Here is a 25,192-nt window from a genome sequence, read left to right on the forward strand (position 1 = left end):
CCATAGTAGAGCGTAAGTGAGAGAAGAATGGATCTTCTCCTGCTTGCGCTCTTATTATTTTGCCGGAAGAAGACGGCGACAGCCTTGTACGCTTAGTGTATGATATAGCTGTTCTTCATTATCATAAACGACATCATACAGGGGGAGACGGCCTTGAGAATGCCGAAGCCGTTATTCGTATCGCTGCGGACCAAATTCATATTTATGTTTTGCATAATGATTACGCTTCCATTTCTAATTAGCGGAGTGCTTACGTACAAAAAATATTCAGAGAACAGCCAGCGGGATGCCGAGGCGTATTCGGATCAGATTGCGGAACAAGTATCGATTAATCTGGAACGGTACATGAAAGAGATGGAGCGTATAACGATATCGTTATATTACGATCCGAACGTGCTGCAGATTCTTCAGAACCATAACGGTCCGCGCAAAGAGGACAACTATTTGAAGGTCGATGAAATATCGCGGATGAATAAGCTCATCGCATCAGGCATTATCGAACAGACGGAGATGGAAGGCATGTTCATCTTCGCGCTGGACGGCAGCTTGTTCAGCAATCTGCAGGAAACGGTTCGCAAGAGCTGGAAGCCGGATGAGAATCCCTGGATGCGGCAGGCGCAGCGTAAAGATGGCGGACTGACGGTCATCGCGCCGTCGGCGGGCAGCTATTACTTGGACAATCCGAAGCAGGTGCTGTCGCTAGCTAGGTTGATAAAGGACCCGGTGACGAACCATGAGCTTGGTTATGTGAAGGTCGACTTGACGAGCGAAGGGTTTCAAAAAATACTGACGTCGGTCAAAGTGACAAAAAACAGCGAGCTTTACGTCTTCAATGAAGATTTGGAGCGAATCTATCCGTTCGAGGATGCGCTGGGCTACGGTTATTACGATATTGTCGACAAAGCGAAGGAAGAGAATGTGCTCGTGTCGAGCCGAACGACGAATTACGGCGGTCTGAATATCGTCGGCATCATTCCGCGAGACGACGTGCTGTTCGCAGCTAAGCAGTTGACGAGCTTCACGTTATGGATATCGCTGGGCTCGTTGTTGATGGCCTATGCGGCTGCCGTCTTCACGTCGAGCAGACTGGTGAATCCGATCCGTCACTTGCAGAAGAAGATGAGGCGCGTTCAGAACGGTGAGTTCCATGAGAAGGCCGATGTGTTCTCGAATGACGAGATCGGCTTGCTGACCGAAGGGTTCAACAACATGGTGTCACAGATTGATACGATGATCAAGGACATGTACGAGCTTCGCCTGCGGGAGAAGGAATCGGAGCTGAACGCGCTCCAAAGCCAGATCAATCCTCACTTCTTGTACAACACGCTCGAATCAATTAGTATGGCAGCGCATAAGGACAAGAACGAGGCACTGTCAGATACGATCATGAGTCTAGGCAAGCTGCTTCGCTACACGGTGAACAAGCAGGAACGGCTTGTCTATTTGAAGGATGAGTTATCCTTCGTTGAGAGCTATCTGAACATTCAAGCGTTCCGGCTGGAGGATCGGCTGGAGAGCGAGCTGCTTGTCGATTTTTCACATGAGTATGCGCTTGTTCCGAAGCTGATCCTGCAGCCGCTAGTCGAGAATGCCATTGAGCACGGTCTTAGTACAGACACGCTTAAGCTGACGATCTCGACCAAGGTAGAGGGACAGGATCTGTACATTTACGTACAGGACAACGGCGTAGGCATACCGGCAGATCGGCGGGATATGATTGAGCGCAGAATGACGCTGCGGAACGAGGGAGCTGCCGATGCCGCGTCGGACAAGGACAGGGATCGGGACAGACTGAAGGATAACCGCACGAAGTCGAAGGGCTATGCGCTGCGCAACATACATCAGCGTTTGCTGATCCTGTATGGCGAGCCTTACGGCCTTTATATCGAATCGACTTCTGGCGAGACGGGAACTGTATTTTGCATAAGATTGCCTTTTCAGTGGGAGGAATAAAGGATGAACGTATTGCTCGTTGAGGACGAGATCAAGATAAGGCAAGGACTGCGCAAAGCGATAGAGGACGTCATAACGAATGGTCTTAGGCTGACGGAAGCAAGCAACGGACTCGAGGCGATCGAATGGCTTCAGACGCAGGAGCGAGTTGATCTTCTGATTACTGATATTCGGATGAGCGAGATGGATGGTCTTGAGCTGCTGAAGCGGCTTAAGCAGACGAATCGCGAGATGCCTATTATCGTTATTAGCGGCCATGACGAGTTCGTCTATGCGAGGGAAGCGATGCGGTACGGGGCGATCGATTATTTGCTCAAGCCGATTGATCGTGTCGAGTTGGCTCGCGTTATTGCGCGTGTACAGGAGAAGAACGGCAGCGGTGCGGGAACGGGGAGAGAGGACGATCCGAATGACACTAGCGACGACAAGCAGAGGCTCATGATCCGTAAGGTGAAGGAGTTCGTGAAGCAGTCGCTAGACCAAGATCTGTCGCTTCAGCTGCTGTCGCAGCAGGTGTACTTGCATCCGAAATATTTGTCGGATATATTCAAGCGCGAGACGGGGCAGAATCTTTCCGATTATGTAACGGAGCGAAGGCTGGAGAAAGCGAAGAAGCTGCTGAAGGAGACGACGCTTAAGATTTCCGAGATTGCTCCGTTATGCGGCTTCGCCAATCATAAATATTTTGCATCGCTCTTCAAGCAGCATATCGGCTGTACGCCGACGGAGTACAGAGAGCAATGATAAAGACCTTACGATATTAGACCATTTATGGAATTCGTGTCGTTATTGCGGCGCGAATTTTTTATTATAATCGATTTTGTAAGCGCTTATCACAAAGTGAGAGGGGATATATAAGATGAGAAAAAGCTTCCTGATACTATGCGTGATCCTGCTTGTCGCTTGCTTGACAGCAGCCTGCTCTTCAAAGTCGAACAACGGAGGAAAAGAGGCCGCGGGCGGTTCGGACGGCAAGCCGGTTAAGCTGACATTCAGCATTTGGGGCAATGATACGCACAAGGCGATGTATGAAACGTTGATTGAAAAGTACCGCGAGGACCACCCGAACGTGAGCGTGGAAATCATGACTATTCCGGCGGCCGACTACCAACAGAAGCTGTCGATCATGATGGCGTCGAAGACTGCTCCCGACGTGGTATGGCTGATGGAGAGAGCAATACCGCAATTCATGAACGCAGGACAGCTTGAAGATATTTCATCCATCAAGAGTGACGAGAGCTACAAAGCGGACGACCTCATTCCTGCTACGCTGGATCTGGTCACCGACGGCGACAAGCTGTACGGCATTCCGTTCTCCACACCGACGAACATGATCTACTACAATAAGACGCTATTTGAGGAAAAAGGTCTGAAAACGCCGCGTCAGCTGTACGAAGAGGGCAACTGGACGTACGAGGAAATGACGAAGGCGGCTACTGCGCTGACGCAGCCGGACAAAGGCATTTACGGCATGAACCTGATCCGTCCGGGCGGATGGAACACAAGCTGGATTGAATCGCTTCAAACGTTGGTCTGGGCATACGGAGCAGATTTCTTCAGTCCTGACGGCAAGAGCTTCACGCTTAATACGGCGGAAGGCGAAGCGGCGCTGCAATATTTCAGCGATGCGATGTTCGTTTCGAAGATTCATCCAAAGCCAGGCGATCAGACGACATTCGAATCGGGTAAGCTGGCAATGCAGCAAGACCTGTTCAGCTACATGGGCAAAGCGAAGGCTGTTACGGACTTCGAGTGGGATATCGCCCCAATGCCGAAAGGCCAAGGCGGACAAGGGACGACACTGGGCTACGCCGCTTACTTCGTAACGAAGGACAACGATCATGTAGAGGAAGCGAAAGAATTCGTTAAGTTCCTGACTAATTCGGATAATATGGCCGTAACCTCACAGTTCTTCGTGCCTAGCCGCAAGAGCGTGCTCGAATCCGACGCCTTTCTGGCGCAAGGCCCGTCCCCTGAAAGCGTGAAGGAAGCGGTGCTGGAGCAGATTGGCAATGCGAAGGTCAGACAGAGCTTCCAAAACTTCCAGAAGATTGACGAGAAGATGAAGCTGAACTTCGATGCTATCTATACGCAGACTGGAACCATTCAAGAGATGCTTGGCAAAATGGAGCAGGATTTGACGCCGATCTTAGGCGAGTAGCAGCGAAGGAGTGAGCGCAGCATGAAGATCGTTAACGCTGCTGTGATAGAGAGCGGGGCGGGGCTTAAGAAGCCCCGCCCTCGCAAAAACAGACTAAAGCGAAGAAACGCCATTTACGGTTATTTATTTATAGCGCCGATGATGCTCGGATTTTTTATCTTCATGGCAGGTCCGATCATCGCAGCTTTCGGGCTGAGCTTTACCGACTATTCGCTATTGCATCCGTCTTCATTCGTAGGCGCGGACAATTACGTCCATGTCCTGACAGAGGACGATATGTTCTGGACAACGGTTCGCAATACGCTGTATTTCTCGGCTGGACTAATACCGCTGAACTTGATTTTGGCGCTAATGCTGGCGCTGCTGCTCAATAAGAGACTCCCTGGAGCGGGGATATTCCGCACGGCGATCTTCACGCCGGTCGTGACGTCGATTATCGTATGGGCGATCGTATGGAAGTATGTTTTTGCAACGGATGCGGGCTTGCTTAATCAATTGTTAAGCTACTTCGGGATACAAGGCCCGGCGTGGCTGTATGACACCGCACTCGTAATGCCAGTCGTCATCATCGTAAGCGTGCTGAAGAAAGTCGGCATGAACATGGTTATTTTCCTAGCGGCGCTTCAGGATGTGCCGAAGATGTATTACGAAGCAGCCACGATTGACGGAGCCTCGAAGTGGAAGCAGTTTACGAACGTAACGCTGCCGATGATATCGCCGTCGCTTTTCCTAACGTTGATTATTACGTTGATCGGCTCGCTCAAGGTGTTCTCGCAGATCGTCGTCATGACGGACGGGGGACCGGGAGACAGCACTCACGTCCTTGTTTATTACATTTATCAATTGGCTTTCAAAACGTTCGATCTCGGCTATGCTTCGGCGGTGGCGTTCATTCTGTTCTTCCTCGTGTTGATTCTGACGATCGTACAATGGAATTTCCGCAAAAGGTGGGTGCATCATGAACAATAGGACGCTGCGTTATTTGTCTTCGGCAGTGCGCTATATGCTGCTCCTGCTCGTTACAGCCGTTATCATCACCCCGTTTCTGTGGATGGTGACGACCTCGCTCAAGCACGAAACGAAAGTATTCGAGTTTCCGCCGCAATGGCTGCCCAGCCCGATCGTTTGGGACAATTACCTTCAGGTGTTCAAGACGCAGCCGCTGTTCCTGGCTCAGTACTGGAACAGCTTGTACATCGCCGTTCTCGTAACGGTCGGCACTTGTATCGTGGCCGCGCTTGCAGGATATGCGTTCGCGAAGCTGTCTTTTCCGCTGAAGGGTGTGCTGTTCTTGATCTTGCTTAGCGGAATGATGATTCCGAACGAAGTAACGATCATACCGAACTTCATTTGGTTCACGAAACTTGGCTTGGTCGACAATCATTTTCCGCTAATCGTACCGCCTATTCTAGGGGCGGGAGGTATTTTCGGCGTGTTCTTGCTGAGGCAGTTCTACATTACGATTCCGAAGGAGCTCGACGAGGCTGCGGATATTGACGGATGCACGCCATGGCAGACATTTTGGCGCATTATGGTCCCCTTAGCTGCGCCAGCATTCGCAACTTTGTCGATCTTCACGTTCTTGAACAGCTGGGAAGACTTTCTCGATCCGCTTATCTATATCAGCTCGTCGGAGCTGTTCACGCTGCCGATTGCAATGAAGCTGTTCACCGATACGGCGGGAACGGCTTGGCATTTGCTGATGGCGGCATCGGTTATGGCGACGCTCCCGCTGCTTATGGTCTTCTTCTTCGCGCAAAAAAAATTCATCGAAGGCGTAGCTACAACGGGCTTAAAATAAGGGGGAAATGCAATGACTAAGGTATTGGAAGCTGATGTTGTCGTCGTCGGAGGCGGTCCGGCTGGGGTGAATGCGGCGATCGCGGCAGGACGAACGGGGGCATCAACGATATTGATAGAGCGTTATGGATTTATCGGCGGCATGTCGACAGCTGCGCTTGTCTACCCTTGGATGACGTATCATACGGTGGACGGCAAGCAGGTGATTTACGGCATTGCGCAGGAAATCATCGATAGGCTGGGTGCGATGAACGCATCGCCAGGACATGTAAGGGATACGGTCGGGTTCGTGCATACGATTACGCCGTATCATCCTGAGGTGTATAAGCTGTTGGCAGTGGAAATGTTGAGGGAAGCGGGCGTGAAGCTGATCTTGCACAGCTTCGTCGATTCGGTAGAGATGGACGGAGACCGCATTCGCTCCGTGCAGCTGACTTCGAAATCAGGTCGAATTGACGTGCGAGGACGCATATTTGTCGATACGACAGGCGATGCGGATCTCGCTTACTTGTCCGGCGCTCCTTGCTTGCAAGGACGCGACGGCGACCGGAAGACGCAGCCGATGACGATGAAGTTCCGGATGCGCGGCGTTGACCTTGGCCGAGTGAAGCAGTACATGCTCGATCATCCGGAGGAGTTCTATCATAAGACGCCGTTCAGCGAGCTGGCGGACTTGCCGTTATCCGGTGTTATGGGCTTCTTCAAGCACTGGAAGGAAGCGGATCTGCCGATCAATCGCGATCAGGTGCTGTTCTTCACCGGACCGAATGATGACGAGGTGCTCGTGAATACGACGCGTGTCCAAGGGCTGGATGGGACGAATGTGGAGGAGCTTACGGAGGCAGAGGAACTGGGCCGCAAACAGGTCATGATGGTTGCCGACTTCATGACGCGCAAGCTGCCGGGCTTTGAGAAAGCTTCAATTTCGCAAGTTGGCGCGCAGATCGGCATTCGTGAGACACGCCGCATTGACGGCAGGTATGTGCTGCAGGTGGACGATGTGGTGGAAGGTCKGCGATTCGACGATGTCATTGCCCGCAGCGGTTACCCGATCGATATTCACGATCCGTCGGGCAAAGGGGTAACCGCCGCTTGGGTGAAGGGCGACGGCGCTTACGATATCCCTTATCGCTGCCTGTTACCTCAGCGGATCGATAATTTGCTGAGCGCCGGCCGCTGTATATCGACGACGCATGAAGCATTGGCAACGACACGGTTGACGCCGAGCTGCATGGCGACGGGACAAGCGGCGGGTACGGCAGCCGGCATGGCGGCAGCACAAGGCATCGCTCCGCATGAGCTGGACGTGAAAGAGCTTCAGGCGAAGCTGCTTGAAGCGAACGTACATTTAGGATAATTGCAAGGAAGGATTGCGGCTGATGAATAGGTGGATGGGCAAGAGTTGGGCGACACTTGGCGATAGCATTACGGAGGCGAACGGCTATCAGCCGATCGTAGCCGAGGCGCTTGGCTTCGGGAGGGTGAGCAACTACGGTCGAGGCGGATGTCCGATGACGGCGGGAAGCGACCGGAACGAAGGGGCGACGGTGAACGTTGGCCGCAGACTGGTTGATAGCTACGATTGCATTACTGTATTCGCTGGCGTGAACGACTACCGTTTGAGTATGCCGCTCGGCACGCTTCTTCCGAACACCAGCAATGATTACGATGATCTTACGTTTATCGGCGCTTATTGTGCGCTTATTGAAGGGATATTGTCACGTGATCCATCGTGCAGGGTGAACCTTTGGACACCGCTGCAGCGGGACAAAGACGGCTACGATACGCGGATGCCGAATGAATGCGGACATCTGCTGCTCGATTACGTGCAGGCGGTTAGAGCGATCGGCGAGCGTTACGCGCTTCCGGTTCTTGACCTCTATGCGGTCAGCGGTTTCAACGCAGTCACGCTGCCTCACTTTACATCCGACGGCTTGCACCCGAACGAAGCCGGTCATGAGCGTATCGCGAGTCTAGCGATCGGCTTCCTCCGCACGATATAGAGAGCTGATCGCGAGTACGCTGTTGATGGCGAGTTAGCTCGCTGGCGTTATAAGAGCACATAGGCTCTTACAGCGACGAAGCCCGCGAGCTCGCTGGGCTGTAAGTGCACATATGCACTTACAGGCCAGTGGCCCTTGCGCAAGAACGATCAGGAACGTTGTAAGCGCAAATAGGCCCTTACAGCGACGAGGCCTGCGTACACGCTGGGCTGTAAGCGCGCATACGCACTTACAGCCTAACAAACAAAGAAGCCTACCCATGAAGGAGCATTGACTCCGCACATGGGTAGGCCTCTTTGCTGTTACTGCCCGTTGCCGGCCAACACGAGCTCCAGCAGCGTACGGAAACTGGCTGCCAACCTAGCTGGCGAGATGTTATCGGCCAGCGCGCCTTCCCGAATTTGCTCGATCGCCCGCACAGCTCGCGGTCCGGTTACGGTAAGCACCTTCACGTCGGCACCGATGAACGTCTTGATCTGGCTAGCAGCCATCGACAAATTGTCGTGCGAGCCTTGGTCGGTCCCGTTCATGCCGCCAAGTCCAGTGCCCGGCGAGTAGCCTTTGCTCGATAAGCCCTCGGTTTGGTCAAGCAGCTTGCGCTGCACGGCATCGTATTTCGATGCGGAAGCTTCGCGCTTCTCGGCTGCAAGAATGACTGTATCGTCGAATACGAAGACGCGGACATCGGGAATGCCGGCGCCGCTTAATCTTGACTCGAGATGAGCGGAGAAGCCGCTCGCGTTCAGCCCGGAGCTCCCGATCATGCTGTAGACATTAGTACCCATACCGCTGCTCGTATGGCCTTGCTTATTCGTAGTAAATTGTTTCGGCCCGTTCTCGCTCGGGATAACGTCGGGGTTGCTAAGCATCTTTGCATGCTGGGCGTGATCGGACTGGACATGTGTTTTCGGTTCGTCCGTTATACTGCTGGCGCATCCGGCAACGGTCAATACGATAGCAGACACGGTAAGCAGCTTGGTCATCATAACGATCATTCAATCATCAGCCTCCATAGGTGAGTGGTCTGCTTTTATAATGACCCTTTCCATCAAATGAATATTCATGGATTGTTGGAAAATAATAAAAGGGATCAAGGTGAAACAGCTGACGCCGTCCATTGGCGGCGCAGTTCGTTTCATTCCGGAGAAATATAGGCGAATGTATAGGAGTGAAACGATATACTGTCCTATATTTCAAGAAATCAATTACCAGGAGGTGCAAGTATTGGTACAGAACGATCAACGGAAGGCAGTTAGCAATAAGACGGTGGACGGCAGCTCTAGACGCCGGTTTCTCGTTAACTCGGGTTATGCGCTAGGCGGTCTTGTCGTCGGTGGAGCATTAGGCACGCTTATTAAGCCGAAGACGACGGAGGAGACTACTCCGGGTAAGCCAAGCGGCGAACAGACGGCTACTCCGAAAAACTACAACCAGGCGCTCATGTTCTTCACTCAAGAGCAGTTCCAAATTGCCGATAGCGCGATGGAGCGTATATTTCCCGAGGATGACACCGGTCCTGGAGCTAAGTCGCTTGGCATCGCCTTTTTCCTCGATCACCAGCTTGCGGGGGAGTGGGGCTTCAACAGCCGGGACTATATGTCCCCGCCATTCTACGCAGGCGAGAAGGAACAAGGCTATCAGGGCCGCTTGAAGCGCCGCGAGATATTCGAGATCGGGCTTCGGGAGCTGGAGAACTATAGCCAGCAGCAATACCAATTGCGCTTCGTGAAGCTGACACCGGAGCAGCAGGATGAGGTGCTGAAAGCGTTCGAGGGCGATACGGTGAAGCTGACAACGATCTCTGCAAGCAGCTTCTTCAAAATGCTGCGAAGCAGTACGCTCGAAGGCGCGTACAGCGATCCGCTTTACGGAGGCAATGCCAATATGGGCGGCTGGAAGATGCGTAATTATCCGGGCAATCAGATGGGCTATCTCGATGTAATCGAAAAAGAATTTACGAAAATCGAGCCGAGCAGTCTACAAGATCATTTGGTGAGCCATTAACATCTGCGACTGCATATAGAGGAGGATTACATGATATGGCCAAGACATTACCGAAGACCGATGTTGTCATCGTTGGGGTTGGCTGGGGCGGCGGCATTATCGCCTCCGAGCTGACGAAGCAAGGCTTGAATGTCGTCGGTCTAGAACGGGGCAAAGAACGGAAGACCGAAGATTATTACATGGTTCATGACGAGCTGCGTTACGCCCTTCGTTACGAGATGATGCAGGATTTATCCAAGGAGACGATTACGTTCCGCAGTAACGAGAAAATCCGCGCATTGCCCATGCGGCAATACGGCTCGTTCCTGCTCGGAGACGGGCTTGGCGGCTCCGGCGTACACTGGAACGGGCAGACATACCGTTTCTTGCCGTATGATTTTCAAATTCGCAGCAAGACGATCGAGCGGTATGGGAAAAACAAAATCCCGGCCGAAATGACGATTCAGGATTGGGGAATTACCTACGACGAGCTGGAACCGTATTTCGACAAATTCGAGAAGACGGCCGGCATCTCGGGCGAGGAAAACCCGCTTGGCGGGAAACGAAGCAATCCGTATCCGACGCCGCCGATGAAGAAATCGCCCGCGATGACGATGTTCCATGAAGCGACTACCCGACTTAAGCTGAAGCCGTACATGATGCCTTCTGCCAATCTGTCGCAGGACTACACCAACCCTGACGGCATCTCGCGGGCGGCCTGCCAATATTGCGGTTACTGCGAGCGGTTCGGGTGCGAATATGGAGCGAAGGCCGATCCGGTCGTAACGGTTATCCCGGTAGCGAACAAAACAGGCAAGTTCGAGATTCGGACGCATTCCAACGTACGTCGTATTCTACATAAGGGCGGCAAAGCAACCGGCGTCATGTATACGGACGTAACGACAGGCGAGGATATTATTCAGCCAGCGGACATCGTTGTCATGACGAGCTATGTGTTCAATAATGTAAGACTGCTGCTTATGTCGAACCTCGGCAAGCCGTACGATCCTTCTACGGGAACGGGGGCAATCGGCCGCAATTACGCGTATCAGGTCATTAAGGGCAGCGCCGCCGGCTTCTTCGAGAAGCAGCAGTTCAATACATTCGCAGGCGCTGGCGCGCTTGGCGTATCGATCGACGATTACAATGGCGACAACTTCGACCATTCCGATCTTAAGTTCATCCATGGCGGTGTCATCTCGCTTAGCCAAACGGGGGCGCGGCCGATTCAGAACAATACGACGCCATCGGGTACGCCGTCATGGGGTGCGGACTTCAAAGCGAAGTCCGTCTACTACGCGAATCGAACGCTTGGTGTAGGCACGCAAGGTTCATCGATGGCGTACAAGCATCATTTTCTCGATCTTGATCCGACCTACAAGGATGCGTTCGGCGATCCGCTTATTCGCATCACCTTCGATTTCGAGGATCAAGATCGCGAGATGGCGAAGTTTCTAGCGGAGAAATGCTCGGGTATTTTGAAAGAAATGGGCGCGGATAAGATCGACTATTTGAAGGAGCTTGGGCCATACGAGATTATGAGCTACCAATCGACCCATAATACAGGCGGCGTCATCATGGGCGCTTCGCCTGCCGATTCGGCAACAAATAATTACTGCCAGATGTGGGATGCCGAAAATGTTTTCGTGATGGGGGCAAGCTCCTTCCCGCAAAATGCCGGCTATAACCCGACAGCTACGGTTGGAGCGCTCGCTTATCGCACGGCGGAAGGCATTATGAAGTACAGGGAGAAGGGCGGTATGCTCGTCTAAGTCCGCAAGCGAACATAAAGAAGAAGGCCGCTCTCGCAGCTACGCGGGAGCGGCCTTCTTATTGGCACGACGAAAGCTATAACAGCTTCTGCACGTCATCCTTGCTGCGATCCGAAGCTGAAGCGGCTCCGTCGTCATCCACGATGCCGCGCGTCGAGCTGCGGAATTCGCGCAGCGTATCGCCGAAGGCGCGTCCAAGCAGAGGAAGCTTGGCCGGGCCGAAGACAATCAGCGCGATGACGAGAATGATAACGAGCCCTGAAACGCCGATGTTGTTGAACATGTGAATACTCTCCTTTAGTGCATGCCTAAGCATGTCATGGAAATGGGCATTAATGGTCTATTCTTACGTTCCGGATGGGGCAGGGGCAATCCTTCTGGAGAATCGCCAGGAAACAAGAACGCTGATCTCGAATAGCAGCAGCAACGGTACGGTGACGGACAAGTGGGAGACGAAGTCGGGCGGCGAGATGGACGCTCCGACAATAGCCAGTCCAACATAAGCATACTTGCGTACGTTTCGCAGCCGCTGCGGTGTCAGCAGCCCAAGTCTTGTCAGAAACAAGATGATGAGCGGCATCTCGAAGGCGATTCCGAGCGGGAATACGACGCTGAACAGAAAGGTGAAATAACGATCGATGCCGTACGTTTCCACAGCACCGACGTTCTGGTTCATTCCGATCATGAACTTCAGCATCATCGGGAATACAAGGAAGTAACTGAATGAGATGCCCGTAAGGAAAAGCATGAACGATACGGGCACATAAGCCAGCGTTCCCCGCGCTTCCGACTCCTTCAGTCCGGGTTTTACGAATGCCCATGCCTGGTAGAGAAGGACCGGCAGCGTGAACAATAAGGCGAAGATGAAGGCGCAGCGCAAATAGATGAACAAGCCGTCCGTGAAAGAGAAGACATTCCATTCGACTGCGCTGGCCGTAGGGCCCGACTTAATGTAACGGAGTATGCCCGGCGATACATACAAACCTCCGCTCATCGCGACGACGAAGCAGCCGAGCACGATCAGCAGCCTTTTGCGCAGCTCCGTTAAGTGATTGACCAGATCATCCTGTATATCGATAAGCTCACCCCGCTTTACATGCGTTCTATCGGTAAATTCGCTATGGCATTTTTAGGATAACCATTTCATAAGTCGTTATGCGCGTACGCGCTTTGTAATCCAATCTCGACAAGAAACGATAGAAGTTGCGCTGGAGCAACAAAGTTAGAGCCTTCAAAGTCTATTGTACAGCCTTAAAACTTCTTATTCGCTGCAAAACTGTTTCTCTAGACCCACATGAATGGTTGTTTGTATAATGGATCAGGTATTGAAAAAGGATAGACTAGGAACGCGGACAGAAGGAGATAGCGATGGAGAAGCCGAGCAGGCAAACGGGGACGACAGCAATCATAATCAGCCTGATTAGCAATCTGTTTCTAACAGCAATTAAACTAATTGTAGGCGTACTGGCAGGCAGCCAGGTACTAATAGCGGATGGCATACATAACGCAGGCGATGTCGTTGCTGCCGCAGCGGCATTGAGCGCAACCGTTATCGCCAAGAAGCCGCATGATTTCGATCATCCGTACGGACACGGGAAGGCAGAGGTAATCGGATCGGCCATCGTTGCCGTGATCATGCTAATTGCTGCTCTGTATATTGGGTATCATTCCGTGGAGTCGATGTTCCATCCAGCCGCGGAAGCGAGCTTCATTGCGCTGATTGCGGCAACGGTGTCGTTCATTTGGAAGCAGTGGCTGTACGTGTACTGCATTCGTCTTGGTCGTCGTACGAATAACAAGAGTCTGCTCGCCACGGCATACGACCACCTGGCCGACGTGTATGCCTCGATAGCTGCGGTTGTCGGTATTGGAGCGGGATTGATCGGCGATCATTACGGTATCACGATTCTTATGTATGGCGATCCGATCGCGGGATTGATCGTGGCGGCTTTGATCCTGAAGCTTGCGGCAGACATGGGACGCGAGGCTATCGATGTGCTTATGGACAAGATGGTCTCTTCGGAAAAGCTGGATCAGTATGAGGAGCTCGTCTTTTCCGTGACTGAGGTGAAGCGGATCGATCGGCTGCGCGCTAGGGAGCATGGACGATACATTATGATTGATGTTCGCGTAGGTGTGCCCGCCGAGCTGAGCATTCAAGAAGGACATGACGTTTCTAGAAAAATTAAATCGCTCATTATGGAGCAGCATGACGATGTGGAAGAGGTATTAATCCACCTGAATCCTTGGTACGAGGATGAGGGCGAGATGAAGCAGTCACCCCGCTTAAGCGAATAGCGGGCAGTGACTGCTTTTTTTATTTTAGCTAGATAACCGAAAAAAATAGCGATAGTCAATCGACACAGACAGATGCTACGATGGTTTAGAAGGCACCATTTTAAGGGAAAAGGTTGAGGTTATTAATGGTAGCTGAGGCATTCCTTATTTACGGCAGGCGTAATGACGCTCGGCTTTAGTTGATATTGAATAGCAGGAGTGGTTTCATTGGAACTGGCATGCGATTTTCCTGAAAATCATATGTTAAGCTCACGCGTTTTGCTTGATTTCTTGAATGAGGTTGAACGAAGAGAACTTGAAGTAAATAGCCTCGTATTGCTGCAGGACGGCAAAGCCACCACCCGTTTTTGGCGCGCTCCATATCGTGATGAATGTCCCCAATTGCTCTATTCGTTAAGCAAGAGCTTCACTTCGATAGCGGTCGGCATCGCTTGGGACGAAGGCTTGATCCGCCTAGACGATACGGTCATTTCGTATTTCCCGGATCGATCTCCGCCATTCGTCTCGGATAATCTTGCAGCTATGACGATCCATCATTTGCTGTCCATGAACGCAGGGCATGAGGACAATATTTATAACGCCGTAGCGGCGGAGCGGGATTGGGTTCGCGCCTTCCTCGCGCAGGAGGTTCAGCACAAGCCTGGCAGTTATTATCGATACAGTACGCATTGCACGTATATGCTTTCGGCAATCGTTGAGAAAGCAGCAGGACAAGGCCTCGTTGCGTTCTTGATGCCTCGTTTATTCATTCCTCTAAACATTCCAAAACCGGATTGGGAGACATGTCCGATGGGCATAACGGCTGGCGGAATGGGGCTGAGCCTATCTACCAGCAGCGTCGCCAAGTTCGGTCAAATGCTGCTGGACAAAGGCATTTACAGGGGGAGAAGAATCGTTTCAGAGCAGTATATTGAACTCGCGACAAACTTTCAAAGCGATAATAGCGGCTGGAGTGACCGCGTCGACTCCTCGCAAGGATACGGCTATCAGTTTCATTTGTGCCGCGGAGGCTGTTATCGGGGAGACGGCTCATTCGGTCAATTATGCTTCGTTGCACCTAAGCAAAGGCTCGTAATAGCGGTGACAGCAAGCTTCAAAAGCATGAACCGGTTACAGGAGCTGCTTGATCTGATCTATGCGTTTATTATTGATTCAATAGAAGCAAGCGGTACTTCCCTGCTTAACCGAAGCCATTATTCAGAATTGCAGTATCGCTTAGCTCAAATGGCGTATCCGCTCCAAGAGCTTCCGAACCATCGCGGTCAACAAATGAATTTACATAAACGCAGCTACCGAATCACGCGAGGGGCAAGCCACGATAACTATTTGCAGGATTCGAAGCGACCTCCCATACGGGTACAGTTCGAGCAAAACAAAGACGAGTTCGTCATGTTGCTTCATTTTTTGGAAGGCAAAGAGCGGCGTCTGAAATTCGATTTTAATAAAACACTGCATATTAAAGATATGTTTATCAAAGATCTGGCATGGCATGAGCAGCAAGTCGTGACCCATGCCCGCTGGGAGGGAACCGATAGTTTAATGCTTACTTTATTATATATTGAAACGCCCTATGTAGTGACCTATCGTGTTGTCATCGCGGAAGAGTCAATCTTGATACAGCATAAGATGAACGTATCATTGACCATGGAAGATTATGAGGTTGCTGGTGTGCTCGAATGAGAATGATATGTTGGCTGCATACGATAGTAGCCTAATTAAGGCGCGAAGCTTATGCTTCGCGCCTTTGTCATGCTCCCTGCAGGCTTCGTATGGAAAAGGCGGATAATAATTCCTTCACCGTGGGAAAATATTTAGGGCGGGAATGAGATTAATGCTGTTGTTTCTTATGCTTGAGATAGCTGCGTAAAATCTCTTTCCCGCGCATCGCGTACCACACAATTAACGGCAGCAATATATTGATGCCGAGTACGACATAAACGATGACCCACATGAACCATTCCGTGTTAATGAGGTGAAGGTAGAGCCACGAGTGGTAGAAGTCGAGGTTCAAGCGTGCTGCTCCTTTCTGTAGCTCATTCGGATTTCTATAATTCGACCTCGTTATTGTAATCCAATGATTTACAAGATATACGATCAAGCTAGGAGGCGGCGATAGTGTCAGTTGCACAAGATAAGCTGAAAGGGCCTTTCGTGACATCTTTGTCGGCAAATGCAGCTTTGCTCGACGAGATTCTAGGGCAAAGCGAGGATATTCAAAGACGAGAGATCAACTTATGCGGCAATCGTGACCATCCGGCAATTTGCTGGTTTCTAGATGGGATGGTCGATACGTCGGTCATCGATATGATATTAAGGACACTGGTCGTGACCGGCAATGAGCTCCACTTGGACCCCAGCGATTATAAGACTGCCGAATCGGTCATCTCGAACTTCCTGTACAACGCATCAGCAAAGCAGTGTCCAAGCCTTGAGAGCGGGATATCGGGTATATTGTCGGGTGACACGCTTATCGTCGTTGATGGCTTGGATGAAGCTATTATCGTATGCACGAAGGGCTGGCAAGAGCGAAGCGTCGAGGAGCCGTCGTCTGAGAACAATGTGCGCGGCCCAAGGGACGGCTTCACGGAGAGCATTCGCATCAATACGACACAAGTTCGCAGGCGCATTAAAGATCCGAATTTGCGGATTAAAGGCATGGTTATCGGCACGCGTACCCGAACGGAAATAAATATCGCTTATATCGATGATTTGGTGAAGGAAGGCCTTGTCGATGAAGTGATGAAGAGGCTCGAACATATTCGTATCGACGCGATTCTGGAGAGCGGCAATATCGAGGAGCTGATCGAGGACTCGCCGCTGTCTCCTTTCAATACCATACAGAGTACCGAGCGTCCCGATAAGGTAGCTTCCGCATTGCTTGAAGGAAGAGTAGCCATATTCGTCGACAATACGCCTGTCGTTTTAGTTGTTCCGACCTTCTTCTGGCAATACTTTCAGGCGCCTGACGATTATTACAACCGGTACTGGGTAGGCACCTTCTTCCGACTTGTACGTTACATGGCTTTCATCATCAGCCTCACGCTTCCGTCCTTCTATGTCATGCTCGTCTCGTTCCATCATGAGATGATTCCGACTTCGCTGGCGCTGACGATAGCATCCGGCCGCGAGGTCGTCCCCTTCCCTGTGCTGCTGGAGGCAATCATTATGGAGCTTGCTTTCGAATTAATGAGGGAAGCGGGGCTGCGCATGCCGAAGCCTATCGGACAAGCGGTCAGTATCGTCGGCTCGCTCATTATCGGACAAGCTGCCGTACAGGCTGGACTCGTATCGCCGTTCATGGTTATTGTCGTGGCGATTACAGGCATATCATCCTTCGCAATCCCGAGCTATTCTTCGTCTCTCGCTATACGAATCGTGCGTTTCCCATTATTGCTCGCTTCAGGCTTGTTCGGCTTGCTTGGTTTCGCGACGATGTTCTTCGCGCTGCTGCTGCACGCGCTATCCATTCGCTCCTTCGGCGAATCGTTCATGACGCCTGCCAGTCCGTTCCGCCCGCAGGATCAACGCGATATGCTGCTTAGACTACCGATATGGATGATGGATCAGCGGCCTGGCTTTGCGCAGGACAGCAAACGGATGGCTAATAATATGATGCCGCAGCCACCAGAGGAATGATAATAATGCAACGATTAATGAAGCGATTCCTAGTGATGATCGTCCTGCTGCTGCTTACTTCATGCATGGGACAACGGCAAATCAATGAGCTGGCGCTTGTGACGGCTGTCGGTTTAGATGTAGGAGAAGCACCGGGTTCAGTGAAGCTGTCGGTGCAGATTATCCGTCCTGCGGATGCGAGAGGGCAGACGGGCGCGCCGGCAGGCGGAACGGGAGAGCCGATCTATTCGGTCAGCAGCGAAGGGCGAACGATATTCGAAGCCATTCGCAACTTGGGGAGATTCACCTCCCGGAGAGTGTACTGGGCACATAATTTTCTCATTGTCATGAATGAGAAATATGCGAAACGAGGCATTTCGGATATGGTCGATTTCTTCACCCGCAATCACGAGCTGCGCATGAATACGTGGGTTGCTGTCACGCCTGACGAACCGGGCGAACTGATTTCCACGATTACAGGACTTGCAGTAGTGCCTGGCGAAGCGGTCGATCGGCTGTTTCGCGATAATGATGTTGTCGGACAGGCGCCAGGCACGAACATGATGATTTTGGAGGAGTCGTTTCTTAGCAGTTCCACTAACCCCGTCATTGCTAAGCTTACGCTTGTCCCGCGAGGCATCTCTAATAAGAAGCCCGAGCAGCACGGTTCGCTGATGCAAGTCGAACTGGCGGGAGCGGCAGCGTTCAAGGGAGACAGTATGGTAGGTTGGCTGAACGTGAAGGAGACAAGGGGACTGCTCTTTTTGCTAGAGCGGTTGAAGAGCGGAATCGAAGTCGTTCCTTGTCCGGATAAAAAGGGGTACATGTCGATAGAATTTGACGAGGCAGATTTGCAGGTGAAGCCGACGCTTAAGGACGATCGGCCATTTTTTCATATTCGACTGAAGTCGAAAGCGGATATCGTCGAGAACGGTTGTACCCAATCGGTTACCGTGTTGCGGAAAGAGATGGAGGCGCACCTGAAACAGCTGATGAAGGCTAAGATCGAGGATGTCATTGGGAAAGCCCAGAAGCAATACCACTCCGACTTCTTGAAGTTCGGCGACGTATTCCGTAATCACTACCCCATGGAGTGGAAGCTATTCAGTTCTAATTGGGACGAGATTTTCTCCGAAGCTGGGACGAGCATTGAGGTCCATACGACGATTAAGACGGCAGTGGTTAAGGCGGCCAGAAAGGGGATCAAATGACCAAAATTCAAATCTCGAACGGCATGTTCATCGCCATGATCGTCAATCTGATCTTCGTCAAAGCAATTGGCGTAACGGAAGGCGTGCTTGCGCGGAGCATTGGTCAAGATATGTGGATCGCTACGCTGATCGGAACCTTGCAAGGCATCGTCATAATGTACCTCACGTATCTCGCTATCAAGAAGACGCCTCATTTGGATTTTATCGGGCTCGGACAAGCTTTGCTTGGGAAATGGTTCGCCAAGATCGTAGCGCTGCTCATCTTCCTCTTCTACTTGGGGGCGATCGGTCCAGTCATGATAACGTTCGTCTATCATCTTCAGGAATATTTTTTGCCGGAAGCGCCTATCTCGCTGTTCGTCATTGCCTCGCTGCTTGTCGGTGCAATCGGCTGCTACTACGGGCTTGAAGTAATGGCAAGGCTTGCGCTCGTTGGACTGCTGTTTATATTCCTGCTAAACGTAATGATCATCATCGGTTCATTAAAAGAATTCGATATTCTAAACCTATTGCCGGTGCTGGAGCACGGGTTTCCGCGTACGGCTTTGGCCAGTTTGCAATTCGATTCGGACTGGGCCATGTCTACGATGCTGGCGGCGCTGTTGTTTCCTTTCGTCAAGGATGTGAAGAAGCGCGGCGGCATGCTGGGGATGGCGGGCATCGTTGTGAGCGGCGTTATGATTTCGATCTGGGCGATTCTAGAGGCGGCTGTGCTGTCTGCGGAAGTAACGAGCCAATATACGCTCGCATGCATGAAGCTTGCCCGCAATGCCCATATCGGTAACTTTTTGCAACGGTATGAAATGATTATGATCGCCTGCTATTCGTTGTCGATGCTGTTCATGGTCATGTTTTGCGTTTATGGTACATATGTCAGCGCAGCTCGAATATTTGGCCTTAAAAAAAGCAAAACGATGATTTTGCCTGCCAGCCTTATTCTCGGCATTTTCGGTTACTGGATCGTAGAGGATCACTTCCGTGCCATGGAATATTTGGAACAATATTGGCCGATAATCTCCCTGCCCATTGCCTTCGGACTTCCATTGCTGATGCTGGCGCTGCGGATGATGTTTGGCAAGAATCTGAAGAAGAAACAAGCTAACGCCTAGCTCGGAATTACCCCATTCGTATTGACATCGAAAAAGCAGTTATGGTATATAAAAGGAAGAATTAGCACTCTTATTGATTGAGTGCTAAGCGTAAAAGAAAGATTGGAAGGGAGCATTTCATTAATGACGAAGAAGCAATTTCAAGCCGAATCGAAACGACTGCTGGAGATGATGATTAACTCCATCTATACGCAGAGAGAAATTTTCCTCCGGGAACTGATTTCGAATGCCAGCGATGCGATTGATAAAATGTATTATAAAGCACTAGCCGACGACGGTCTCGTGTTCAACAAAGAAGATTACTTCATTAAAGTAACGGCGGACAAGGAGAGCCGTACCTTGACGATCTCGGACACGGGGATCGGCATGACGAAGGAGGACTTGGAGAACAATCTCGGCGTTATCGCGAAGAGCGGATCGCTTGCTTTCAAGAAAGAGAATGAAGCGAAGGACGGCCATAACATTATCGGTCAGTTCGGGGTAGGCTTCTATTCCGCATTCATGGTAGCCGATGAAGTTACGGTTGTTTCCCGCACGTTCGGCAGCGACGAGGCTTTTGTATGGCAGTCCACAGGAGCGGACGGTTATACGATTGAGGCAGGCGAGAAAGTAACGGTTGGTACAGATATTATTTTGACAATCAAGCCAAACACCGAAGACGACAACTATGATGAATTCCTCGAAGAGTATCGCCTTCGCTCCGTTATTAAGAAATATTCGGACTTCATTCGTTATCCGATTAAGATGGATATCAAGGGCTCGCGTCCGAAGGAAGGCAGCGAGAACGAGTTCGAGGAGTACCAAGAGGAGCAGACCGTCAACAGCATGGTGCCGATCTGGCGCCGCAACAAAAACGAACTGACAGCCGAGGACTACGAGAACTTCTACTTCGAGAAGCGTTACGGCTTCGACAAACCGCTTAAGCATATCCATGTGAGCGCGGATGGCGCAGTCGTGTATAATGCGATTCTATTCATTCCGGAGAACACGCCATTCGATTATTATACGAAGGAATACGAGAAAGGGCTTGAGCTCTATTCCAACGGCGTACTTATTATGGACAAGTGCGCGGACCTGCTGCCGGACTATTTCAGCTTCGTGAAAGGGATGGTCGATTCCGAGGACCTGTCGCTTAATATTTCCCGCGAGCTGCTGCAGCATGACCGCCAGTTGAAGCTGATTGCCAAGAATATTAAGAACAAGATCAAGTCGCAGCTCCAAAGCTTGCTGAAGGAAGAACGCGAGAAGTATGAAAGCTTCTACAAGTCTTTCGGCAGACAGCTTAAGTTCGGCGTATACAATGATTATGGCATGAACAAGGATGACCTGCAGAACTTGCTGATGTTCTACTCTTCCAAAGAGAAGAAGCAAGTCACACTGGATGAGTACATCTCCAGAATGCCGGAAGATCAGAAGTACATTTACTACGCGACTGGCCCATCGATCGAACGCATCGAGAAGCTTCCGCAGACGGAGCTTGTTTCCGACAAAGGTTACGAAATCCTGTACTTCACCGACGATATCGATGAGTTCGCAATCAAAATTATTGCGAAATACAAGGACAAAGAGTTCAAGTCCGTATCGAGCGGCGACTTGGGCATCGAGGCCGATGTCAAGGACGAGAAGAACGAAGCGGAAGAGAACGACAGCAAGGAGCTGTTCGCTTACATGCAGAGCCTGCTGACGGACAAGGTGAAGCAGGTCAAAGCTTCGAAACGTCTGAAATCCCATCCGGTGTGCTTGTCCGCTGAGGGCGAGGTTACGATTGAGATGGAGAAGGTGCTCCAAGCGATGCCTAGCGGCCAAGATGTGAAAGCAGACAAGGTGCTGGAGATTAACGTGAATCACGAAATCTACGCGAAGCTGAAGTCAGCGTTCGAAACCGACAAAGAGAAGCTGGGCCTGTACACAAGCCTGCTCTATAATCAAGCGCTTCTCATCGAAGGCTTGCCGATCCAGGATCCGGTCGAATTCACCAACGATATGTGCAAAATCATGGTTTAACATAGCTTAGTCCAAATGCCTCAATCTTAGCTGCTGCAGCGAGATTGGGGTATTTGTTTTTTCTGTTGCAATAAAAGTCTGCAAGATATTGTTCTCTTTCGGTAATTAGCATTTTTTCCCACGGCATTCATAGACTGTATGCTAGAATAGGTTATGAATCTGATAGAACGAGGAGATCAGTATGGTAGATAAAATCATTCGAGTGTTCAATATGATTAACGCGATTCAGACGAACCCCGGTATTACAGCCGCTGATCTAGCGCTGAAATGCAATGTTACGATTCGAACCGTATATCGCGATTTGGAGCTAATCGATCACATCGCACCGTTGACTAACGACGGCAGAGGAACGGGGTACCGATTTCTAGGCAAGTTTTTTATGTACCCGTTGGACTTCTCGGAGCAGGAGTCGCTTGTTTTTTCGTTGCTCCCCTCAGTGCTGGATAAGGATAAACTTCCGCCCGGCTTCGATACCGCTTACGATAAAGTGATGGCGACGCATAAGAAGGAGAAGTCGCAGCAGAACAGCATGATGGAGAGCATAGCCGACATCATTCAGATGGGTACGCCGGCTTATCGCAAGGAGAGCAAAAACCTGCTGCAGCCGATTCTTCAAGCAGCACTCGAGCAGCGGTCTATCGACACCGTCTATCATACGCAATCTCGCAACGAAACGACGGAGAGGCGAATCGACCCGTATTATCTCGTGCCGCGCGATCAACGTTTTTATATGATTGGTTATTGCCATTTGAAAAAGGATATTCGTACGTTCCGAGTTAGTCGGTTCATGAATGTCGCGTTAACCGACCAAAGATTCGATAAGAGCCGATTCAACATTCGGAAATATTTGAAAAACACGTGGTCGATCGATCGCGGCGACAAAAATACAGTGTTCAAGGTACGCTTCTCGGCTGAGATAGCGAGGTACATCAAGGAGGAGGAGCTATTCGTGCAACCGCGCATGAAGGATCTGCCGGATGGCTCACTCCTATTCGAAGTGACAGTGAACAATGAAAAGGAATTTATGAAGTGGGTATTGCAATACGGACCGGCGGCCGAGGTTATCGAACCGCAATCAGCGAGAGACGCCTTGAAGCAGCAATTGCACGCGTGGACGGATATGTACTAACTGCTGTTAAGTCAGTCTTTTATGAACGAATGTGCGAGTACGGTTTGCCGACACTTGAAAACGGAAATAATAGGGGCAATCACCTGTGTACATACAACGTAGCTCGGTGAGAACATGCAACAAGAAGGAGGCGATGCGCTCTGATCGGCATACATCCCGTACATCGCCGTCTCGCGGAGCTTACGCACAAAGCAAAGCGGCTTGGTGGGTATCATATTCTCACGCAGGCAGAGAAGCTGGAGCTTGACCATTGCTTAGCCGTTAATTTTGATTTGGTGTTCAAGCTGGATTGTTTGAAGTCGCTTGCCTTTGTTGCTCACGATAGCGGGGACATGGAATGGCAGCAGGACATTTGCGTCAAGATTGAACAAGTGGAGTCTAAGCTGCTTTAATAGTTAGACGAAGACAGGAGAGCCGTAAGGCTCTTTTTGTTTTAGAGTAGCCTTATTAGCAAAAGCAAAAGCTCTGGCATAATGGCCAGAGCCTTGTTCGTTCATTGAGCTTATTTGAAAAAGTCGTTGAAAATGGTCGCAATCGTTTTTTGGTCATGCGATATGGAGAACAGAACGTAATTGCCGTTGCGAATGATCTGATAGTTTTTTGCATCCTCATATTGATCTTGCAAGTACGTTTCGAATGTTTTGATAATGCTGGCTGCGCGGTTGTCGAACGCTTCTTGCACAGTAGCGTAGTCCTTATCAGTCTTAAGCTTCACGACAACAAGCTCAGTTGCTTTAACATTCATCATGGCTTGCTTGAATACGCCATCGGTTAGAAGCTTTTCGGGATCAATACCGTAAATGTCCTTAACGAGCTCGCCTTCTGCTGTTGCGAGAGGTCCGAATTCAATGTCTGTTGTGATTTTGGCAATGATATCGGAAACGCTAACAGATACTTCGGGCTTCTCCGTTGGCTTTGGTTTCGGTGTAGCGACTKGCTTCTGTGTTGGCTTAGTCGTTGCGCTTGGTTTATTTGTCGGCTTAGCCGTAGGTTTAGCAGTTGGTTTGGCTGTCGGTTTGGCAGTTGGCTTCGCTGTCGGCTTGGCCGTTGGTTTAGCCGTTGGGCTAGTTGCATTCTTTTCCACTGCCGGTGTTTCCGTCGGTTTATCAGTAGCAGTTCCCAGCTCCGGTGCGTCAGAAGCAGGTGTATCGCTTTCGGAGCTAGATGCATCCGAATCGGGCGCGTCCGATGCTGTGTCGTTTGCCGCTCCATTACTGTTGGAATTCGATTCGGTCACTGCACTGTTGCTGCCTTTGTTGCTGTTGTTGGCGTTCGCCGAATCATTGGAATTCGTACCGCAGCCTGCCATAACAATGGAGCATGCGATAATGATCGCTGTAAGCTTGGTCCATTTCTTGCTGTTGTAAGTCATTATGTAGTCCCCTCGCAGTTTTTTTCAACAACTAGACGGCGAGCGTGGACAAAAGGTTGCATTCATTTTATTACTCGCTTGCAGGTTCGTTTGCAAGTTCATGTTCTAGGCGGAAATCATCTGTCTTGCCGCTTTCATCCCAGATCTCCACGAATAGGGCATCGCAATTGTCGAAGTCCTCAGGTTTGAAGGAAAGAGCTTTCTCCTCATCTGTACCTACATATACATTCTCCATACCGTCTTCTTCATTAAAAGAAAGAATAACAAAAATCTTCATCGTTTATGCCTCCAAAGCTTTATATTTGCTTTGCAGTATATCACACGTCGGTGGTTTGTTCCTATATCATGAAAGCTCATATGGGTTAACTATATTGCAGAAAAGCAATCATTTGTTTCGTGGGGAGTTGAAATTCAGGAAAGAAAGTATTAAAATGAGAAAGGCGAAATGAACGATTCAATTGATTTTGCTTCAGGTTAAAAAAGTTTTTAAAAAAGCTTGACCAAACAGGACAAGCCATGGTATATTCTATTTCTGGCCGAGAGAAACACACGGTCGACACGAAAGAAAAGATTGTTCTTTGAAAACTGAACAACGAGCGAAACTGCCAGTTAAGAAGCTTCGGCTTCTGACTAAAAGCAATAAAAAGTTTTTGAGCAAGTCAAACACCTTTATGGAGAGTTTGATCCTGGCTCAGGACGAACGCTGGCGGCGTGCCTAATACATGCAAGTCGAGCGGGGTTATTCCTTCGGGGATAACTTAGCGGCGGACGGGTGAGTAACA

Annotated in this window: 23 protein-coding genes and 1 rRNA gene; 18 read left to right on the forward strand and 6 right to left on the reverse strand. The window is 50.5% G+C overall.

The annotated features are described in order from the left end of the window. The first annotated feature begins 159 nt into the window (after positions 1-159). From AC1DF0_RS24185 to AC1DF0_RS24215, 7 genes are all read left to right on the forward strand, one after another. A complete protein-coding gene (locus AC1DF0_RS24185; protein ID WP_477575624.1) occupies positions 160-1,953 on the forward strand; it encodes a cache domain-containing sensor histidine kinase in 1,794 nt (597 codons plus the stop codon). A gap of 3 nt (positions 1,954-1,956) precedes the next feature. Next, positions 1,957-2,697 carry a response regulator transcription factor gene (locus AC1DF0_RS24190; protein WP_442051417.1) on the forward strand — a complete coding sequence of 247 codons (741 nt, stop codon included), beginning with the start codon at positions 1,957-1,959 and terminating at the stop codon, positions 2,695-2,697. A gap of 115 nt (positions 2,698-2,812) precedes the next feature. Further along, positions 2,813-4,114, forward strand: a complete 1,302-nt coding sequence (locus AC1DF0_RS24195) for an ABC transporter substrate-binding protein (protein WP_442051416.1) — start codon at positions 2,813-2,815, stop codon at positions 4,112-4,114. Between the two features lie 21 nt (positions 4,115-4,135). Continuing rightward, entirely contained in the window at positions 4,136-5,083 is a 948-nt protein-coding gene (locus tag AC1DF0_RS24200; protein WP_442051415.1) for a carbohydrate ABC transporter permease, read from the forward strand. Further along, positions 5,073-5,915, forward strand: a complete 843-nt coding sequence (locus AC1DF0_RS24205; RefSeq protein ID WP_442051414.1) for a carbohydrate ABC transporter permease — start codon at positions 5,073-5,075, stop codon at positions 5,913-5,915. The genes AC1DF0_RS24200 and AC1DF0_RS24205 overlap by 11 nt, the downstream gene beginning before the upstream one ends. A 12-nt stretch (positions 5,916-5,927) precedes the next feature. Then, positions 5,928-7,271, forward strand: coding sequence for an FAD-dependent oxidoreductase (locus tag AC1DF0_RS24210; RefSeq protein WP_477575600.1), 1,344 nt, complete (start codon positions 5,928-5,930; stop codon positions 7,269-7,271). Between the two features lie 22 nt (positions 7,272-7,293). After that, positions 7,294-7,917 (forward strand): SGNH/GDSL hydrolase family protein, encoded by a 624-nt coding sequence (locus AC1DF0_RS24215; RefSeq protein ID WP_442051412.1) that lies wholly within the window; start codon positions 7,294-7,296, stop codon positions 7,915-7,917. A gap of 302 nt (positions 7,918-8,219) precedes the next feature. Here AC1DF0_RS24215 and AC1DF0_RS24220 read toward each other — a convergent pair whose 3' ends face one another. Next, positions 8,220-8,912 carry a hypothetical protein gene (locus AC1DF0_RS24220; protein ID WP_442051411.1) on the reverse strand — a complete coding sequence of 231 codons (693 nt, stop codon included), beginning with the start codon at positions 8,910-8,912 and terminating at the stop codon, positions 8,220-8,222. A gap of 229 nt (positions 8,913-9,141) precedes the next feature. On the opposite strand from AC1DF0_RS24220, the gene AC1DF0_RS24225 reads away from it, so the two are divergent. Both AC1DF0_RS24225 and AC1DF0_RS24230 read left to right on the forward strand, forming a co-directional pair. Further along, positions 9,142-9,921 carry a gluconate 2-dehydrogenase subunit 3 family protein gene (locus AC1DF0_RS24225; protein ID WP_442051410.1) on the forward strand — a complete coding sequence of 260 codons (780 nt, stop codon included), beginning with the start codon at positions 9,142-9,144 and terminating at the stop codon, positions 9,919-9,921. Positions 9,922-9,956: 35 nt separating this feature from the next. Then, positions 9,957-11,672 carry a GMC family oxidoreductase gene (locus AC1DF0_RS24230; protein ID WP_442051409.1) on the forward strand — a complete coding sequence of 572 codons (1,716 nt, stop codon included), beginning with the start codon at positions 9,957-9,959 and terminating at the stop codon, positions 11,670-11,672. A 76-nt stretch (positions 11,673-11,748) separates the two neighbouring features. Here the strand turns inward: AC1DF0_RS24230 and AC1DF0_RS24235 are convergent, their stop codons facing one another. Both AC1DF0_RS24235 and tatC read right to left on the reverse strand, forming a co-directional pair. Further along, positions 11,749-11,955, reverse strand: a complete 207-nt coding sequence (locus AC1DF0_RS24235; RefSeq protein ID WP_337104243.1) for a twin-arginine translocase TatA/TatE family subunit — start codon at positions 11,953-11,955, stop codon at positions 11,749-11,751. A 63-nt stretch (positions 11,956-12,018) separates the two neighbouring features. Next, positions 12,019-12,750, reverse strand: a complete 732-nt coding sequence (tatC, locus tag AC1DF0_RS24240) for a twin-arginine translocase subunit TatC (protein ID WP_442051444.1) — start codon at positions 12,748-12,750, stop codon at positions 12,019-12,021. Positions 12,751-13,040: 290 nt separating this feature from the next. Here tatC and AC1DF0_RS24245 point away from each other — a divergent pair, with 290 nt between their 5' ends. Together AC1DF0_RS24245 and AC1DF0_RS24250 are read left to right on the forward strand one after the other, a co-directional pair. Then, complete coding sequence (locus tag AC1DF0_RS24245) at positions 13,041-13,970, forward strand: cation diffusion facilitator family transporter (RefSeq protein WP_442051408.1); 930 nt, start codon at positions 13,041-13,043, stop codon at positions 13,968-13,970. A 207-nt stretch (positions 13,971-14,177) separates the two neighbouring features. Continuing rightward, positions 14,178-15,650 carry a serine hydrolase domain-containing protein gene (locus tag AC1DF0_RS24250; RefSeq protein ID WP_477575604.1) on the forward strand — a complete coding sequence of 491 codons (1,473 nt, stop codon included), beginning with the start codon at positions 14,178-14,180 and terminating at the stop codon, positions 15,648-15,650. Between the two features lie 148 nt (positions 15,651-15,798). Here the strand turns inward: AC1DF0_RS24250 and AC1DF0_RS24255 are convergent, their stop codons facing one another. Beyond that, complete coding sequence (locus tag AC1DF0_RS24255; RefSeq protein WP_477575606.1) at positions 15,799-15,981, reverse strand: hypothetical protein; 183 nt, start codon at positions 15,979-15,981, stop codon at positions 15,799-15,801. Positions 15,982-16,085: 104 nt separating this feature from the next. Here AC1DF0_RS24255 and AC1DF0_RS24260 point away from each other — a divergent pair, with 104 nt between their 5' ends. The 6 genes from AC1DF0_RS24260 to AC1DF0_RS24285 all read left to right on the forward strand — a co-directional run bounded on the left by AC1DF0_RS24260 (position 16,086) and on the right by AC1DF0_RS24285 (position 23,430). Beyond that, entirely contained in the window at positions 16,086-17,606 is a 1,521-nt protein-coding gene (locus AC1DF0_RS24260) for a spore germination protein (RefSeq protein WP_477575608.1), read from the forward strand. A gap of 5 nt (positions 17,607-17,611) precedes the next feature. Continuing rightward, the gene (locus AC1DF0_RS24265) at positions 17,612-18,796 is read left to right on the forward strand and encodes a Ger(x)C family spore germination protein (RefSeq protein ID WP_442051404.1); all 1,185 of its coding nucleotides are present in this window, start codon (positions 17,612-17,614) and stop codon (positions 18,794-18,796) included. Beyond that, entirely contained in the window at positions 18,793-19,905 is a 1,113-nt protein-coding gene (locus AC1DF0_RS24270) for a GerAB/ArcD/ProY family transporter (protein ID WP_477575610.1), read from the forward strand. Before AC1DF0_RS24265 ends, AC1DF0_RS24270 begins: the two co-directional genes overlap by 4 nt. Before the next feature lie 123 nt (positions 19,906-20,028). Continuing rightward, on the forward strand, positions 20,029-21,909 hold the full coding sequence (htpG, locus tag AC1DF0_RS24275; RefSeq protein WP_477575612.1) for a molecular chaperone HtpG: 1,881 nt from the start codon (positions 20,029-20,031) through the stop codon (positions 21,907-21,909). A gap of 181 nt (positions 21,910-22,090) precedes the next feature. Beyond that, positions 22,091-23,038, forward strand: a complete 948-nt coding sequence (locus AC1DF0_RS24280; protein ID WP_442051401.1) for a helix-turn-helix transcriptional regulator — start codon at positions 22,091-22,093, stop codon at positions 23,036-23,038. 149 nt (positions 23,039-23,187) lie between these two features. After that, positions 23,188-23,430, forward strand: a complete 243-nt coding sequence (locus tag AC1DF0_RS24285) for a DUF7667 family protein (protein ID WP_477575627.1) — start codon at positions 23,188-23,190, stop codon at positions 23,428-23,430. A 110-nt stretch (positions 23,431-23,540) separates the two neighbouring features. On the opposite strand, the gene AC1DF0_RS24290 is transcribed toward AC1DF0_RS24285, so the two are convergent. Then, a complete protein-coding gene (locus AC1DF0_RS24290; RefSeq protein ID WP_477575615.1) occupies positions 23,541-24,410 on the reverse strand; it encodes a DUF4358 domain-containing protein in 870 nt (289 codons plus the stop codon). A 70-nt stretch (positions 24,411-24,480) separates the two neighbouring features. After that, positions 24,481-24,687, reverse strand: a complete 207-nt coding sequence (locus tag AC1DF0_RS24295; RefSeq protein ID WP_442051399.1) for a hypothetical protein — start codon at positions 24,685-24,687, stop codon at positions 24,481-24,483. 391 nt (positions 24,688-25,078) lie between these two features. Between AC1DF0_RS24295 and AC1DF0_RS24300 the strand changes: the two genes are divergently transcribed. Further along, positions 25,079-25,192 (forward strand): 16S ribosomal RNA (locus AC1DF0_RS24300); the annotation flags it as partial.

It is taken from the genome of Paenibacillus sp. 05T425, assembly GCF_056396205.1.